General features: G+C 51.4%; 13 protein-coding genes. All 13 read left to right on the plus strand.

Annotation, left to right across the window (positions count from 1 at the left end; translation table 11 throughout):
• Nucleotides 1-3 precede the first annotated feature (3 nt).
• The 13 genes from KAJ71_RS08945 to tssC all read left to right on the plus strand — a co-directional run bounded on the left by KAJ71_RS08945 (nucleotide 4) and on the right by tssC (nucleotide 15,925).
• Nucleotides 4-2,544 (plus strand): DUF2169 family type VI secretion system accessory protein, encoded by a 2,541-nt coding sequence (locus tag KAJ71_RS08945; RefSeq protein WP_248945393.1) that lies wholly within the window; start codon nucleotides 4-6, stop codon nucleotides 2,542-2,544.
• Nucleotides 2,541-3,611, plus strand: a complete 1,071-nt coding sequence (locus KAJ71_RS08950) for a pentapeptide repeat-containing protein (protein ID WP_248945394.1) — start codon at nucleotides 2,541-2,543, stop codon at nucleotides 3,609-3,611. Before KAJ71_RS08945 ends, KAJ71_RS08950 begins: the two co-directional genes overlap by 4 nt.
• A gap of 11 nt (nucleotides 3,612-3,622) precedes the next feature.
• The gene (locus KAJ71_RS08955) at nucleotides 3,623-4,231 is read left to right on the plus strand and encodes a DUF3540 domain-containing protein (protein WP_248945395.1); all 609 of its coding nucleotides are present in this window, start codon (nucleotides 3,623-3,625) and stop codon (nucleotides 4,229-4,231) included.
• 4 nt (nucleotides 4,232-4,235) lie between these two features.
• Nucleotides 4,236-4,628: a DUF4150 domain-containing protein gene (locus tag KAJ71_RS08960; RefSeq protein ID WP_248945396.1), complete on the plus strand. Its 393-nt coding sequence runs from the start codon at nucleotides 4,236-4,238 to the stop codon at nucleotides 4,626-4,628.
• Between the two features lie 43 nt (nucleotides 4,629-4,671).
• Nucleotides 4,672-5,178, plus strand: a complete 507-nt coding sequence (locus KAJ71_RS08965; protein ID WP_248945397.1) for a hypothetical protein — start codon at nucleotides 4,672-4,674, stop codon at nucleotides 5,176-5,178.
• A gap of 26 nt (nucleotides 5,179-5,204) precedes the next feature.
• Complete coding sequence (gene tssJ / locus KAJ71_RS08970) at nucleotides 5,205-5,738, plus strand: type VI secretion system lipoprotein TssJ (RefSeq protein WP_375540728.1); 534 nt, start codon at nucleotides 5,205-5,207, stop codon at nucleotides 5,736-5,738.
• A gap of 38 nt (nucleotides 5,739-5,776) precedes the next feature.
• Nucleotides 5,777-7,123 (plus strand): type VI secretion system baseplate subunit TssK, encoded by a 1,347-nt coding sequence (tssK, locus tag KAJ71_RS08975; protein ID WP_248945398.1) that lies wholly within the window; start codon nucleotides 5,777-5,779, stop codon nucleotides 7,121-7,123.
• A 3-nt stretch (nucleotides 7,124-7,126) separates the two neighbouring features.
• Nucleotides 7,127-8,338, plus strand: a complete 1,212-nt coding sequence (locus KAJ71_RS08980) for a DotU family type VI secretion system protein (RefSeq protein ID WP_248945399.1) — start codon at nucleotides 7,127-7,129, stop codon at nucleotides 8,336-8,338.
• Nucleotides 8,338-11,976 (plus strand): type VI secretion system membrane subunit TssM, encoded by a 3,639-nt coding sequence (gene tssM, locus KAJ71_RS08985; RefSeq protein ID WP_248945400.1) that lies wholly within the window; start codon nucleotides 8,338-8,340, stop codon nucleotides 11,974-11,976. The genes KAJ71_RS08980 and tssM overlap by 1 nt, the downstream gene beginning before the upstream one ends.
• Nucleotides 11,977-11,987: 11 nt before the next feature.
• On the plus strand, nucleotides 11,988-12,719 hold the full coding sequence (gene tagF, locus KAJ71_RS08990) for a type VI secretion system-associated protein TagF (protein WP_375540729.1): 732 nt from the start codon (nucleotides 11,988-11,990) through the stop codon (nucleotides 12,717-12,719).
• 24 nt (nucleotides 12,720-12,743) lie between these two features.
• Nucleotides 12,744-13,766, plus strand: a complete 1,023-nt coding sequence (gene tssA, locus KAJ71_RS08995) for a type VI secretion system protein TssA (protein ID WP_248945401.1) — start codon at nucleotides 12,744-12,746, stop codon at nucleotides 13,764-13,766.
• Nucleotides 13,767-13,882: 116 nt separating this feature from the next.
• On the plus strand, nucleotides 13,883-14,419 hold the full coding sequence (gene tssB / locus KAJ71_RS09000; RefSeq protein WP_248945402.1) for a type VI secretion system contractile sheath small subunit: 537 nt from the start codon (nucleotides 13,883-13,885) through the stop codon (nucleotides 14,417-14,419).
• A 3-nt stretch (nucleotides 14,420-14,422) separates the two neighbouring features.
• On the plus strand, nucleotides 14,423-15,925 hold the full coding sequence (tssC, locus tag KAJ71_RS09005; protein WP_248945403.1) for a type VI secretion system contractile sheath large subunit: 1,503 nt from the start codon (nucleotides 14,423-14,425) through the stop codon (nucleotides 15,923-15,925).
• Nucleotides 15,926-16,085 lie beyond the last annotated feature (160 nt).

Below are 16,085 nucleotides of genomic sequence, written 5' to 3' on the forward strand. Positions count from 1 at the left end.
ACAATGAAAGTTATCAAACCACTACGATTGAGTATATTAAACCGCCCCTATCGATGGCAGGAAAAAAATTATCTTGGCGTTTCCGTGCTGGCATTGGCCGATATGGGGAGTGCTCCGCGTCTGCGCCCTGAGCTAGAACTGTGGCAGCTTGCTGAAAGTGAGCTGAAAACCGGCGGTGGTGTTATCGATCTTGCTATTCCCAAAGCCTGTGCCGAATTCCTTGCCACCGGCTACGCCTATACCCACCATCAGGAGGATAAAACGGCCTGTGCGGTGAGGATCGAGGTGGAACAGCGTGAAAAGACGCTGGTTGCCTTTGGTGAACGCCATTGGGTTAACAATACCCCCTCCTCACCCCTGCCTTTTCAGCAGATGCGTCTGGACTGGAGCCGGGCATTTGGTGGGCCTGAACATCCCGATAATCCACATGGGATCGGCGCGAGCCCAGAAACATTTGAAAACACCAAGGTTCATCGCCTACCCAATATCGAATCCCTGCACGCTCGGCTTACCTCTCAGCATCAGAAACCTGAACCTGCGAGCCTGGGGGCGCTGGATCTGATGTGGCCAAGCCGTTTTTCACGTATCGGCAAAAAGTATGATGCCCACTGGTTACAACATGAGTTCCCCGGCTTCGCCCGTGATATTGACTGGCGTCTGTTTAATGCCGCGCCACAGGATCAGTGGTGGGAGCACCTTGATGCGCTTCCTCCCGAAGCGCCATGGCGCATCTGGAATATGCATCCAGAAAAACCCTTGCAAGAAGGCCACCTCCCCCCTTGGCGCGCTCGTTGTTTTATCAACCGGCTGAGGGGGGATGACGAGGTGTTTGAAGAAATCGCCCTGCGTGCTACCACGGTATGGTTTTTCCCGCACCTGGAACAAATGCTGCTGATCTGGCACGGCAGCGCCCGTATTAACGAGGATGATGCCGCCGACGTATTACAGCTAATGCCAGCTCTGGAGCGCAATGGCTCGCCACGCTCAGTCAGCCACTACCGTAAGGTGCTGCGTCAACGTATGGACAAGGAGAAAGGCGGGTTGTTTGCCTTCCGGGAAAAAGACCTGCTGCCAGAAAACGCCATCGGCCCCTGGTTGGATACCGAAATCCCAGTAAGTGAAAGCCCAATGCGCGGCAATATGGAAAACCGCGTGCAGCGCCTGCGTGAAGAACATCGTGAACATCTGGAACAACGCGGGCAGGATATCAGCACTGTCATTCCGGCCTTTGAATCCGTCACCATGCCTGCATTGGAGGACTTGGCTGAATTTGTCGAAAAGATGGAGCTGCAAGCCGAAAAGGAACTGGTAAAGGCTAAGTCGAAAGCGCGTGAGCATGGGATCGATCCTGATAAACCCGCAGATTTGACCAATACGCCTAAAGGCCCGGAAAGCATGCACCGCATGCTGGATCTGATCCACCGTAATAAACATGGCATGTCAGATAAAAAACTGGCGCAAACCGAACATTCGCTGCATCAAATGTACCTAATGTCAGTTCAGGCGCAAAACCCGGCACCTAAACTGAAAGGCGATATTGCTCAAATTATCCGTAACCGCGCTAAAGTGACGATGAACCGTGGGGGCGATTTCAGTGGGCTGGATTTCACCGGTGCTGACCTCTCTGGTATGGATCTGCGCGGTGCTGATTTCTCCAAAGCGCTGTTGGAAAGTGCCGATCTCAGTCGCTGCCAACTGGACGGTGCCAATTTCAGTGATGCCATGCTGGCGCGAGCGGATATCACCCAGGCTTCTTTGCGTGATGTGATCCTGGATAATGCTTGCCTGTCACTGGCGCAATGTCGTGATAGTGATTTTACTGGTGCCAGTCTAACAAGCGTAAAGCTGCAAGAAACGCTGCTGGAAAACTGTATCTTTGATAACGCCAAGCTTGGGGAATTGATGTTGTATCAGACCTATCTCTCCCGTTGCCGCTTTCACCATGCCCGGCTCGAAAATACGCTTTTTCTGGAATTGACCACGCCAGCCATGGACTTCTCACATGCCCAGATGATCAAAGTCGCATTTATCAAATGCACCTTGGAACAGGCCGTCTTTGATCAGGCCGAGCTGGAAAGTTGTTCCTGGGTTGAAACCTTGGCAGAAGGCATTTTTTTCCAAGGTGCTAGCCTGCTTACTTGCGCTTTCGCTGCACAGACTGTGCTCACCGGCGCGGATTTCCGTGATGCCACGCTAACCCAATGTAACCTGCGTTTAATGCCATTAAGCGGGGCCTCTTTTCATAGCGCAAAACTGGATAACAGCGACTTGAGCGAGGCCAACTGCCAACGTGCCGATATGCGCAAAATAAACGCCATCGGCAGCCTGTTTATGCGCACCGACCTGCGTGGGGCCAGATTGAGTGATGGCAACCTGATGGGGGCACTCATGCAAAAAAGTCATTTCAGCGGTGCTGATTTAAGTGGGGCCAACCTGTTCCGCACCGATATGTCGCAATCCACCGTTGATGCCACCACCAAGCTTGATGGCGCTTACACTCAGCGTACCAAAACGCTGCCAAAGCGTGACAAGGAACTGATATGAAGGCGCTTACACCCACAGAATTACAGCAAAAAATAAAACAGGCTGAACCGGTGCAGAATGTCTCTCTTGCGGGCCAATCGCTAGTAGGGCTGGATCTCTCCGGGGGGATCATTAGCGAAGCCGATTTCAGTGGCGCAGATTTCAGCGGGGCCAATCTGCATGAGACCGCATTCAGTGAATGCCAACTGACCGCGACCAGCTTCGTTCAAGCTAGGTTGAAACAGACCATTTTCAATCAGTGCGAGATGGCCAACAGCCAATTTAATCACACTGCCATCACCGAATGCATATTTAACCAGTGCCTGCTGGATAACACCGATTTCAGCCACAGTCAGCATGATAAAACACAGTTTATGCAGGGGTCATTGCTAGCCTCCAGCTTCAGCCATGCCCATTTGGATCGGGTCACTTTTTACGAGTCTTCACTGGCGCAGGCAAAGCTGGATAACCTAAACAGCCTGCTGACAACCTTCTTCCGCCTCGATCTGCGCGAAACCGATTTTGCTGCCAGCCAGTTCGATCGGGCCATATTTTTCGAATGCGATCAGCGTGGCAAGGACTATCAGCATCAGCATTTTCAGGGGTGTCAGTTCACGGACAACCAACTGGATGAAGCGAATTTCTCCCATTGCCAGCTTATCCAGTGCAATTTCAAAGGAGCTTCACTGCAGCGTGCGCGGCTGCGGGGTGTCAATGCCAGTCAGGCGCTGTTTATCAGTGCCGATCTGACAGATGCTCTCTGCCAACACAGCCAGTTCGACCAGGCTATTTTTGTCTCGGCCTGTCTCGATCGTGCTGATTTCTCTCATTGCAGACTCTTTCAAACGGTATTACAGCAGGTTCGCGCAGCGGACAGCTCATTTAATAGTAGCGATCTGACGTACGCTGACTTTTCTTACGCTGACGTCAGAGCTGCCGATTTTCGTCAGGCGCATTTTATGCGTACCCGTTTTCATCGTACTCACCAAACCGGCTCTCAATTTTCCGATCGTCTTGGCATTCTGGAGAACGATCCTGAATTGCTGGCGGCAGAGATCTGGAGCGCCCAACGCCAGAGCCGAATTTAATAAGGAAGACCATGACCAGTGCAATAACCCCCTACACACTCCCTACAGCACCACCCCAGCAGGCCGCCGGGCAGGTCGTTAATCTGCTCAATAACGGCACGATGATGGTTGAGAGCGAAGGCCGCGGCTGGCACTGCCGGCGGGCCGCCAGTTGTCTGATGACACCAGAGTTAGGCGATCGCGTGCTGATCGCCAGCGTTGATGGGCAGTTCTGGCTACTGGCCGTTCTGGAGCGAGCAGAAAGCCAGCATCCGGCAGTGCTCAGCGTCGAGGGCGATTTACAGATTGCCCCACAAGGCAATCTCAGCCTGGCCAGTGAGGCGCTGAACATTACGGCAAAAACCAGTGATTGCCATATTGATACCATGAGCTACAGCGGTGAGTCCATCACCGCCTGGGTTAGCCTGTCGCGTATCGTGGGCAAACAGTGTGAGTCCGTCTGGCAGACCGTCACCCAAATCAGCCACCGGCTGCTGCGCAAAACCACGCAAATGGAGCAGGTGAGAGCCGGTCAGTTGGATATGCAGGCCGAGGACTATCTGCGTATGCATGCTCAGCAAACACTGATCACCTCGGATGCCATAACCAAGATCAATTCAGCACAGATCCATATGGAGTAAAACTATGTTTGCCAATAGCCAGTCAGCGGGTACCGACGTGGCGGTTCCCGATACCTGCATGACACCAACCCCGACCCCAACACCAATCCCTTATCCAAACGCGGCCACAGGGCAAACCGCAATTCCGGTAGCTTACAACATCTTAGTTGAGGGGACGCCTGTCCATAACATGGCCACGATAATTCCCTTTACCAACGGTGATAACGCTGGCATAGCGACAGGTGTGGCCTCGGGAACGGTAATGGGGCCATCACGCCATGTTACCGGAGCGTTTACCGTATTGTTTAAAGGCACACCGGCAACACGCCTGACCAGCCTCAGCCTACAGAACTCGACCAATTCACCCGGCAGTCGCCTAAGCGCCAGCCAGACGAAACTCTCGCTGCTTGCAGCCTAACGAACAACCCCTGTCAACCTGAATAAACACCTGAGAGGCAATTGTGAAAATACGGATTTCGCTGTTAGTGCTTTCCACCCTACTGCTCTCTGCCTGTGCTCCTCGTTCCAACCTTGTGATCACGGATGACACCTTGGTCAGCCACGAGGTGAATGGGGAAACACTACTCCATCGCGCCATTATTTCCCCACCGGAGCAATTTAAGCCTATTCATGAACAATACCGCAGTCTGTACAGCGCCAGCATCATGAGCAAGCCCAGCTACAACGGTAAGGTACTCAGTCAGTTGGAGAATGCCTCGCCCTTCATTGCCCTGGGTGAAGTTGAAAATAAATGGTTGGCCATTGCCATGGTGAAGGGAGGAGAACTTGTTGGGTATATCCAGAGCAATGCCGGGGTTGCTGAAAGTGAATACCGGGCGACGGTACTTAAAGATCGTCCTCGCGCCCGCCGAACCAAAGCCGCAAAGCGCGCTGGAAATTGTGTTGCCATAGGTGATAACAGCCAGGCCTGCAAAGACACCAAGTCAGATACTTGGATCCTTGAATAAACCGGACAATGATGACGAGAAATACCATGATCAAATTACAACACGTCCAACGTTGTTGGCATTTGCTGCTGTGGATTTTTACCGCATTCATACTCAATGGTTGTATGTCCTCGGCGAAAAATGTGCCATCGCGCTATAGCTTGGTTTTTGATGCCGATCCGCAGATAAACAGCGTCGCCGGACAATCACCAGCGCCTATCAAAGTCCGCGTATTGCTATTACGTTCTGATGCCGAGTTTATGGAAACAGACTTTTTCACCCTGCAAGTGGATGCAAAAACCGTACTCGGCCACAGCCTGCTCGATAGCGATCAATTCTTCCTGACACCAGGGCAAAAAGGCAAAGCCCTGGCTGGAAAAAGCACGCTGGATGCCCGCTATATCGGCATTATTGCCGAGTATCGTGAGCTAGACGGTAAAACATGGCGTATCTCGTTACCGCTGCCTGAGCCCATCGAAACCAACTTCTACAAAATATGGCAATTATCCCCTGACGAATTGACCGCACACATCAAGGCCGGTGTAAACGGCCTACAAACTGCCAATGACCAGAACCGGTGATCTGCTTTTCTGCAACACAATGAAAATTAAGGACGATGATGACAAGCGCTTATAAGGTGGTCTGGGTAGAAGGAATGTTTTTACGTCCGCATCATTTCCAGCAAACCGAAAAACATCTCGAAAACTACGTAAAACTCTGGGGGCAGGCACACTGTGGTTATTTCTGGGGTTTTCTAACTCTGGAACTGGATCAAACGCTGTTACGCCAGGGCAAGGTCGCACTCAATGCTGCCAGTGGCATCCTGCCTGATGGGACGCCATTTGCCTTCTCTGAGGGGCAACAAATCCTGCCTGCATTGGATATCGCCGAGAATCAAGTGGGTGAGCGAGTTGTGCTGGCATTACCCACCTACCGTACTGGTCGTGAAGATGTCATTTTTCAGGAAGATCCGCAGTCACTGGCTCGTTATCTGGCTTATGAGACCGACGTCAATGATTTGAATACCCTCGCTGTCGGTAGCGCCGCCGTGCAGTTTGGTCAGTTACGGTTACGTCTGATGCGGGAAAGCGAGCTAAGTCCTGAATGGACGGCGCTGACGGTTTGTCTGGTACAGGAACGGCGCAGTGATAATAGCTTACGCCTTGATCCTGCATTCATCCCACCGATACTAAATTGTCATGGTAGTCAGGTAATAAAAACCTTTATCAATGACCTGCAAGGTCTACTGACCCAGCGCTGCCAACAGATGAGCCAACGTCTGTTGCAATCAGGGCGGGGAGGAAGTTCAGAGACCGTCGATTTCATGTTGTTGCAACTGATTAACCGCTATCTGGGGCAAGTTAGCCACAGCAGAACACTTGCCCACCTGCATCCGGAACGGTTATTTGCCGAGTGGTTACAGTTTGCCACTGAGCTCAGCAGTTTCTCTTCAACGCGTACCCCAGAAACGAACCTGCCTGCATATGACCACGACAATCTGGCGCTCTGCTTTAACCCGTTGATGCTGATGTTACGTCAGGGGCTTTCGCTGGTACTAGAGGACAACGCTATTCAGCTTCCGCTGACAAAACGTTCGCATGGGTTAAACGTTGCAACGATTCAGGACACCAAGATGCTGCACGATTTTGGTTTTGTACTGGCCGTACGGGCCAATGTGACAATGGACACCCTGTTAAGCCGCTTCCCGGCCCAAATGAAAATCGCCTCGGTAACACGTATTGCCGATCTGGTTAAGCTCCATTTACCCGGTATTGGCTTGCACTCGATGCCAGCAGCTCCGCGTCAAATCCCCTATCACGCGGGCTATACCTATTTCGAGCTCAAGAAAGGCGGCGACCAGTGGGAGGATATGGAGAAATCCAGCGCCTTCGCTCTTCATCTGGCCGGCGATTTCCCAGGGCTGGAAATGGAGTTCTGGGCCATTCGCAACCATACAGACCGGTAATTTATGACTCATACTACCCAATGGGATAACCCGCTGCTCATCGCCGCTAACCCTCTGCTAAATGCGATTTCACAGATCCGTCAGTTGGCAACTCATGCAGACCCTGCGCAATTACGCCAACAGTTGATTGATGAAATACGCCGCTTCGAGGTCTGTGCACAAAGAGAAAGCCTGACGTATGAAACCATCATCGGTGCCCGCTATTGCCTGTGTACGGCGCTGGATGAAGCGGCGGCATTAACCCCTTGGGGCAGTAATAGCGTTTGGTCCGGTAGTGGTCTACTGGTGACGTTCCATAATGAAACCTGGGGCGGAGAAAAATTTTTCCAGCTGCTGGCCAAGCTTTCGCAAAACCCACGTGAACATATTCAGCTCTTGGAGCTGATCAATTACTGTCTGCTACTGGGTTTTGAAGGCCGTTATCGGGTCATTGAAAATGGCCGTTCTCAGTTGGAAACCGTCAAACAGCGGCTATTGCAGCTGATACGTTCAGTGCGTGGCGGCTATAGCGCGGCCCTATCGCCAAACGCAATGGACCTTCCCGTGTTGCAAAAACAGTGGCGCCCTCTGGTGCCGCTCTGGGCATGTGCAGCGATGACAGGGTTTCTTGCATCACTGCTTTTTATTGTTCTCAACTGGCGCCTTGATGATGCTACATCCCCCGTGTTGGCCTCCATTTATCAGGCCCATCTGCCACAAATAACCATCAGCAATCCAGCCCCGGTCCCTCCTCCCATGCTGGATCTGAAAGGCTTCCTGCGCCAGGAGATTGCCGAAGGTTTAGTTAGCGTCCGTGATGAAGCGCTGCAAAGCGTGGTGATCCTCAAAGGCGATGGGTTGTTTGACTCAGCGGCGACCAGCGTACGCCCGATGTATATTCCGATCATTGATCGGATCGCCCGCGCAATGAATGGGGTCAGCGGCAAAATTCTGGTGACGGGATACAGTGACAATGTTCCCATCCGCAGTGCCCGTTTCGCATCCAACTGGGCGCTTTCGCTGGCGCGTGCGGAGTCCGTCACGCTACAACTACAAAAGCATCTGGATGATCCTCAGCGGATCAAAACGGAAGGCCGTGGTGAAAGTAATCCGATCGCGGCAAATGACAGCAAAGAGAACCGGGCATTAAATCGCCGGGTCGAAATCACCCTGTTGGTTGCACCAGGAAACACGCAGGCAGAACTCAACCGATTGCAGCAAGGAAGCGGACAGTAATGCTTAGTATGTTATTCTCCATTATAACCAGCCGCCTGTTATGGGGCGCGATTGGTATCACCGCTTTAGCGTTTGTTATCTGGGTGATTGGCCCGCTGGTTGCTATTGGCGATTACCGTCCCCTAGAGCCAGAACTTAATCGCCAGATTGCTATTGGTATACTGTATCTGTTGTGGATCCTATACCGCATTATTCCTCGTATTTACAGTATCTGGTTCAACAGCAGGTTGCTGAGCAACCTGCGGGCAGCCAATGAAGTGCCCAAAGGGGAAGCCAATCCCTTGCCTCTGCAAGACCCTCTACTATCACAGCGATTTGATGAAGCGGTACAACTGTTAAGAAAAGCACGCTTCAAGCCAGGTCAGAATGACAAACATCCTTGGCTGAACCGCTTTAATCAGCAGTATCTCTATCAATTACCGTGGTATGTCATGATTGGTGCTCCCGGCGCAGGGAAAACAACCGCACTGGTCAACTCAGGCTTACACTTCCCACTGGCGGATCGCTTTGGAAAATCTGCCCTGCGCGGTGTGGGTGGCACACGCAACTGCGACTGGTGGTTTACCAATGAGGCAATCCTGTTGGATACCGCAGGGCGTTACACCACACAGGAAAGCCAACGTACAGAAGATGCCGGGGAGTGGAAAAGCTTTGTTGAGCTGTTAAAAAAATATCGGGCACGCCAGCCTATCAATGGGGTAATTATTACCATCAGCGTGGCTGATTTGCTGGCTGAAAGTAGTGAATCGCTTGCCATTCAGGCTGGCGCATTACGCAAAAGGTTGATCGAACTGCATCAGCAATTAGGCATTAGCTTTCCTGTGTATGTGATGATCACCAAAACCGATTTGCTCAATGGGTTCATGGCCTATTTCAGCAAGTTCGATAAAACACAGCGCGAGCAAATCTGGGGATTCACCTTCCCGTATGAACAGGCTCGTCAGGCGGATTTTGACCTCAATCAGGCTTTCGAATCACAATATACCCTACTGCAGCAACGGCTGGATGCTGCCCTGCCGGAGACTCTGTTACTTGAACACGATGTCAGGCAACGCGCCGAGTGTCACCTGTTTCCACAGGAGTTTGCCGCTTTACGTTCATTCCTGAGCCAATATCTGGATATCGTCTTTACCCGTTCCAATTTTGAAACCTGCTTCACACCACGCGGCGTTTATTTCACCAGCGGAACTCAGGAAGGGTTGCCTTTTGACCGTGTCATGGGCGAGTTGAATCGCTATTTAAAACTGACCCCAGATCAACCGGCAAACGAGGGCAGCCGTAGCTGGAACAACATCGTTCATGAAGCGCCGTTACCTGCGGCCAAAGGCCAGAGTTTTTTCCTGAAAGGCATGCTGGAAACGGTGGTTTTTCAGGAAGCGGGCCTGGCAGGTAGCAACCGCTGGTGGGAATACCGTAACCGGGTCTTGCACTGGGCTGGCTATATTTCACTGGCTGTCATTCTGGTCATACTGGGTGCCAGCTGGTTCACCAGCCAGGGTAATAACCAAGAATACCTGACAGAAATAACGGCCAAAGTGCCGCAGTTGGAGCGGCAAGGTCAGGAACTGACCCAGCTGGGAACCGGGGATATGCTGACTTTGCTCCCGTTCCTGAATAACGTGCTTAACTTGCCTGAGAGCCAGCATTTTTCATTACAAGATCCGCCCTTTTCTTACCGTATGGGATTATATCGGGGTAATCAGGTCAGCAATGCCAGCCATGCGTTATACCAAAAGGCACTGAAAGAACTGCTGCTGCCACAGGTAGCACAGCAGATCGACCACACATTACGCCATGATAATCAAAGTGATACCGATTTCAGCTACGAAGCATTAAAGGCTTATCAAATGCTCTATCTGTCCAAACCCTATGACGGAGCATTTTTGCGTGCCTGGGTCATGCTCAACCTGCAACGCAACCTGCGCCAAGGTGTCACTCACCAACAGTTACAGCAGTTGGAGTGGCATTTAGCTCAACTGCTTGATGATCAAATTCAGTCATCGCCTTATGCCAAAGATGAAACACTGGTGGCACAGGCTCAAGCCGCACTTGGGCGTTCATCCCTCCCCCAAAGGGTATATAGTCGCCTGAAGCGTTTACTGCTGAAACGAACCGACATCAAGCCGGTCAGCCTGGTTGATTTGGCTGGACCACAAACAGAGTTGGCTTTCTCACGCCAAAGTGGCAAACCGGTGACCGACAGCATATCTGGGCTTTTCACGCCGCAGGGCTATTGGAAAATGTTCGATAACCATATCAGCCAGGTAACGGAAACGTTGCGTCGGGAAGATATCTGGGTGCTGAATATCCAAACGGCATCAGAACAAAAACACGCCGATCTTGCCAAAACGGTACGTCAGCTTTATATGCAGGACTTTATCACCGTCTGGGATGAACTGCTGGCGGATATCCAACTGGCGAATATTAGTGATTTGAGCCAGCGCATCAACAGCGCCCGTTTGCTGTCGGGCAATCTCTCTCCTATGCGCAACCTGCTGGTTAACCTAAGAAAATACGTCACCCTGCGTGATGAAAACAGTGATGCCGATCCGCGCTCATTGCTGGGGAGAGCCGGAGACAAGTTAAATCAGGGGGCCAGTCACACGCTGGAGGCACTCTTTACCACCCGGTCAATCAATACTGATGGGGATGTGTCCGCTCAGCCGGAGCAGGTTGTCATGGCACACTTTGCCCCGCTGTTGGAGTTGGCACAAAGCCAGGGCGAAGGTAACAAAGCCATCCCATTTGACGCCATCCTCAAGCAGGTAGATGACTTGTACAATTACCTGACTGCCGTTCAGGGCGCAGCCAACAGCGGTATGGCCGTTCCACCCAGTGATATCATTCCACGTTTACAGGCTGAGTCCGGGCGTTTGCCAACACCGTTCAAACACATGTTGCTGTCATTGGCCATTGGGGCCAGCAGCGATGCCCAGCGCAAAGAGATGGAGAATGTCAAAAAACGCATCAACGTAGAGGTTGGCAGCTTTTGCCGTCAAGCCATCGCGGGCCGTTACCCACTTAACCCCCGTTCTCAGCAGGAGATAACACCAGACGATCTGGCTCGGATGTTTGCACCTAATACTGGTCTGATGGACACTTTTTTTCGTGACAACCTACAGGGCAAAGTTGATACCACTCGCCCTACCTGGCGGTTTACTCCGGGTGTCGATGGCAAAACCCTGCCGGGAGGAGAAGGCATTCTACCCTCATTCCAACAGGCCCAACGCATTCGAGATGCATTTTTTGCCAACGGCACGGCAGTACCGTCTTACCGGGTTACAGTACGCCCGGTACATATGGATAACGATATTCTTAACCTGACTCTGGATATTGATGGCCAGTTGTTCAAGTACAGTCACGGACCGCAGGTTCCTTTGGTGGTGAGTTGGCCGGGGATCCGCAATACCAATCAGGTACATTTGCAATTGTCACTAGCTAACGGGACGACTGCCAGCATGGTTTCCAGCGGGCCGTGGGCGCTAAACCGTATGGTGGATCGGGCAACATCGTCTGCCAACAGTAAAAGTCTGAGCCGACAGGCTACATTTAATCTGGATGGGCATAGCGTGACGTTGGAATTTACCCCCAACAGCATTCGAAACCCTTTCCGGCTACCTGCTTTTTCCTGCCCGTAGCCCATAAGGATATGACGATGGATCGCAACCTAAAACTCACGACGTCTATTGGTTGGTTTGGCAAAATTCCTGCTGAGGGGGATTTCCTTCAGCGGCGTTTGCCTAATGAAGTCATTAATCGCTGGGCCAATTGGTTTCATAGCGGCTTGCTTAACCTGCAACAGGAATTACCCGACAACAGCATATATCCGTTTGCCCATGCCCCCGTCTGGAATTTTGTCATACCTGCCCCTATGGGCAACCAGTATGTACAAATGGGGTGCTTGCTACCCGCCCGTGATCGCGTTGGCCGTTATTATCCCGTTTGTGCAATGCGTCTTTGGCATCTGAATGACTGGCACAAACAGCAATTGACTATCGCCGCTCTTTGGTATCACCAGCTCGGCGATACCTTACTGAATGGTGTACGTAACGGCTTTTCCGCCGAGCAGATCGACCATGCGCTACTCGCGCTTCCAGCACTCCCCACTCCTTTAGCCGAGGAAGAGTCAGAGATTTTATCCATTATCGGTTTACCACTTCAGCCAGCACCGGAAAAAGAGTTGGCGTGGCAGCAGGCTACCGATTGCTTTGAACCTACGCAATACAGCAGTTTCTGGTGGACCAATCAAACCGATGGCTACCCACTCTATACCCATATACACAGTGGCAATTTTACCGTGCAGCTGTTCTCGTTACTGTTTAACCCTCATGGTTGGTCAAGACCGGGTCGCGGTGGGCAGTATCCTCAGCTGTTTGATTAAACATGTTTTTTAAAGGTAAACGGTATGGATATCGATACCCTTTTAGCTCCAATTAGTCCTGATGCTCCCTGTGGCGATAATCTGGAGTATGACGCCGATTTTCTGGCAATGGATAAGGCCTCAATAGGCAGATCCGAGCAACAGTTCGGCAGCACCATTATTCCCGCCGAAGCACCTGACTGGACGCAAGTAGAACGTTTGGCTACTACCTTGCTGATGCGAACCAAAGATCTGCGGGTGATGTTTAAACTCACCCATGCCTGGACACAAATCCGTGGTCTGGCTGGCTATGCTGACGGCTTGACGTTAATCCACCAGGCGCTGGTACGTTATTGGGATACGTTACTACCACCACTGGATTTTGATGGCGAAATCGATCCCCTGTTTCGTATCAATGTGCTGGCTGGGTTGGGTGACACAACCCAATTAACGTCCTGCATTCGTACCACCACCCTGCTGAAAAGCGCCTCCGATGAAATCTCACTACGTGACGCCGGTGCCCTGCTGGATGGCAGTAAACAGGAGTGCCCAGGCTTCCCTGGTGGGCGTAGCCGTTTGCAGGCTGAGCTGGCACAAGGAGCACAGCCGGTATCCCAGGTGATCGTCGCACTGTATCAAACATTGAATGATCTCCGTGCAGAAGTCTCCCGCCACCTGGGTGACAGTGCTCTACCAGAAATGGAGGGTCTGTTACACCTCTTGCGCACCCTCACTCATGCCTGTCAGCCAGTTGCTGAAACTCCACCCACAGCGGAAGAGCCGGTGGAAGTGCCAGTAACGGCGATAACACCAGCGCCAGCTAACGCCCCAGCTTTCAGTTGGCATCATGTTCAGATCCAGTCTCGCGACGATGCTCGGCTCATGCTGGATAAAGTAAAACACTACTTTAGCCAGCATGAACCCAGCCACCCAGCCCCCTTGATGATTGAGCGGGTACAACGGCTGATCACGCTGGACTTCATGCAAATCGTTCGCGATCTGGCTCCCGACGGTGTGAGTCAGGTGGAGACCATTTTGGGGATGCCAGACATTGAGGAGAACAGCTAACAGTTCAAATGAACCTCCCCCCTGTCACAGCACTCCCCATCGTACGGGGCAGAATTTGAACCTTTCCATCTCTGTGGATTGGAAAGGTTGTTGATCATCATTAGACGGAGTCACCCATGTCAAACTCGAAATCCAATAGTGGACAGAAATTTATTGGCCGCAACCGTGCACCACGTGTGCAGATTGTATATGAAGTCGAAATGTACGGTGCCGAACAAAAAATCCAGTTACCTTTTGTGATGGGTGTAATGGCCGATCTCGTGGGTAAACCGCTAGAGTCTCTGCCCAGTGTCAATGAGCGTAAGTTCGCGGAGATTGATATTGATAACTTTGATGAACGCATGAAGTCATTGAAGCCACGCCTTGCCTATCAAGTGGATAACACGCTGACGGGTGATGGCCAGATGAATGTTGAACTCACGTTTGAAAGCATGGATGATTTTTCACCCGCCGCCATTGCTCGTAACGTTGATCCCCTGAATAACCTGCTAGAAGCTCGAACTCAGCTTTCTAACTTACTTTCCTATATGGATGGCAAGAACGGAGCAGAAGAGTTGATCTCCAAAATTCTGCAAAATCCCAACCTGCTGAAGTCCCTGAGCAACGCGCCAAAGCCTGCCGCACAAGACGATAACCACGAATATAAGGATTAATCGATGAATCACTCGCCTCAGCAGCAACCCGCGTTGCAGACAACCGAAACCTTCTCCAGTGATGAATTCAGTGAGCTGCTGAATAAAGAGTTTCGGCCTAAAACCGATCAGGCCAAGGAGGCCGTAGAAATCGCGGTAAAAACCTTGGCTCATCAGGCATTGGAAAATACGGTCACGGTTTCTGCCGACGCCTACCGCACGATCCAAGCCTTGATCGCCGAAATTGATGAGCAACTCTCACAGCAGATCAACAAAATTATTCACCATGAGGATTTCCAGGCCTTGGAAGGCGCCTGGCGTGGCCTGCACTATTTGGTCAACAACACCGAAACGGATGAAATGCTGAAAATTCGCTTTATGAGCATTTCCAAAAAAGAGTTGGGCCGTACCCTGAAACGCCATAAGGGCGTGGGCTGGGATCAAAGCCCGATATTCAAGAAAATTTATGAAGAAGAATACGGCCAGTTTGGTGGGGAGCCCTTTGGTTGTCTGGTTGGAGACTACTTTTTTGACCACAGCCCACAAGACGTCGAGTTATTGGGCGAAATGGCCAAGATTGGCGCAGCTTCCCATTGCCCGTTCATTACCGGTACAGCTCCCAGCGTTATGCAGATGGAGTCATGGCAAGAGCTTTCCAATCCGCGTGACCTGACAAAAATTTTCCAAAATACCGAATATGCCGCCTGGCGTAGCCTGCGGGAGTCTGAGGATGCGCGTTATCTTGGTCTTGCAATGCCGCGTTTCTTGGCTCGGTTGCCCTATGGTATCCGCACCAATCCGATTGATGATTTCGATTTTGAGGAGGAAACCAACGGTACCACTCACGATCATTACACCTGGACCAACGCGGCCTATGCTATGGCAGCCAACATCAACCATTCATTTAAAGAGTACGGTTGGTGTACCTCAATCCGAGGTGTAGAGTCCGGCGGAGCCGTAGAAAACCTGCCGTGTCATACGTTCCCTAGCGATGATGGCGGAGTCGATATGAAGTGCCCGACGGAGATTGCCATCAGCGATCGTCGTGAGGCAGAACTGGCGAAAAATGGTTTTATTCCATTGATACACCGCAAAAACTCTGATCTTGCCGCCTTTATCGGTGCTCAATCACTGCAAAAACCGCAGGAATATTATGACACGGACGCCTCAGCCAACGCACAGCTCTCAGCCCGCCTGCCGTATCTGTTTGCCTGCTGCCGCTTCGCGCATTATCTCAAGTGCATCGTTCGTGACAAAATCGGTTCTTTCCGTGAACGTGACGATATGGAACGCTGGTTGAATGACTGGATCATGAACTACGTTGACGGTGATCCGGCCAACTCCTCACAAGAAACCAAATCACGTAAACCTTTAGCCGCTGCCGAAGTTCTGGTGGAAGAAATAGAAGAAAACCCGGGTTACTACAGTGCCAAGTTCTTCCTACGTCCACATTATCAGTTGGAAGGCTTAACGGTTTCACTGCGTCTGGTATCGAAGTTGCCTTCGCTGAAACAGAATGAAGCGTAAATAGAGACACAAAAAAAACACTGATGGAATATATTTTTTGGTTCGATGAATAGCCAGTCGATTAATTATGAATTAATTGCATTTATATGCACTCGACCTGTTGTATTGATATTTTTCAGAATATAAAAATGAGGTGAATGGCAATCATCACCTCGATGTT

It is taken from the genome of Serratia silvae, assembly GCF_023282985.1.
GTDB lineage: Bacteria > Pseudomonadota > Gammaproteobacteria > Enterobacterales > Enterobacteriaceae > Chania > Chania silvae.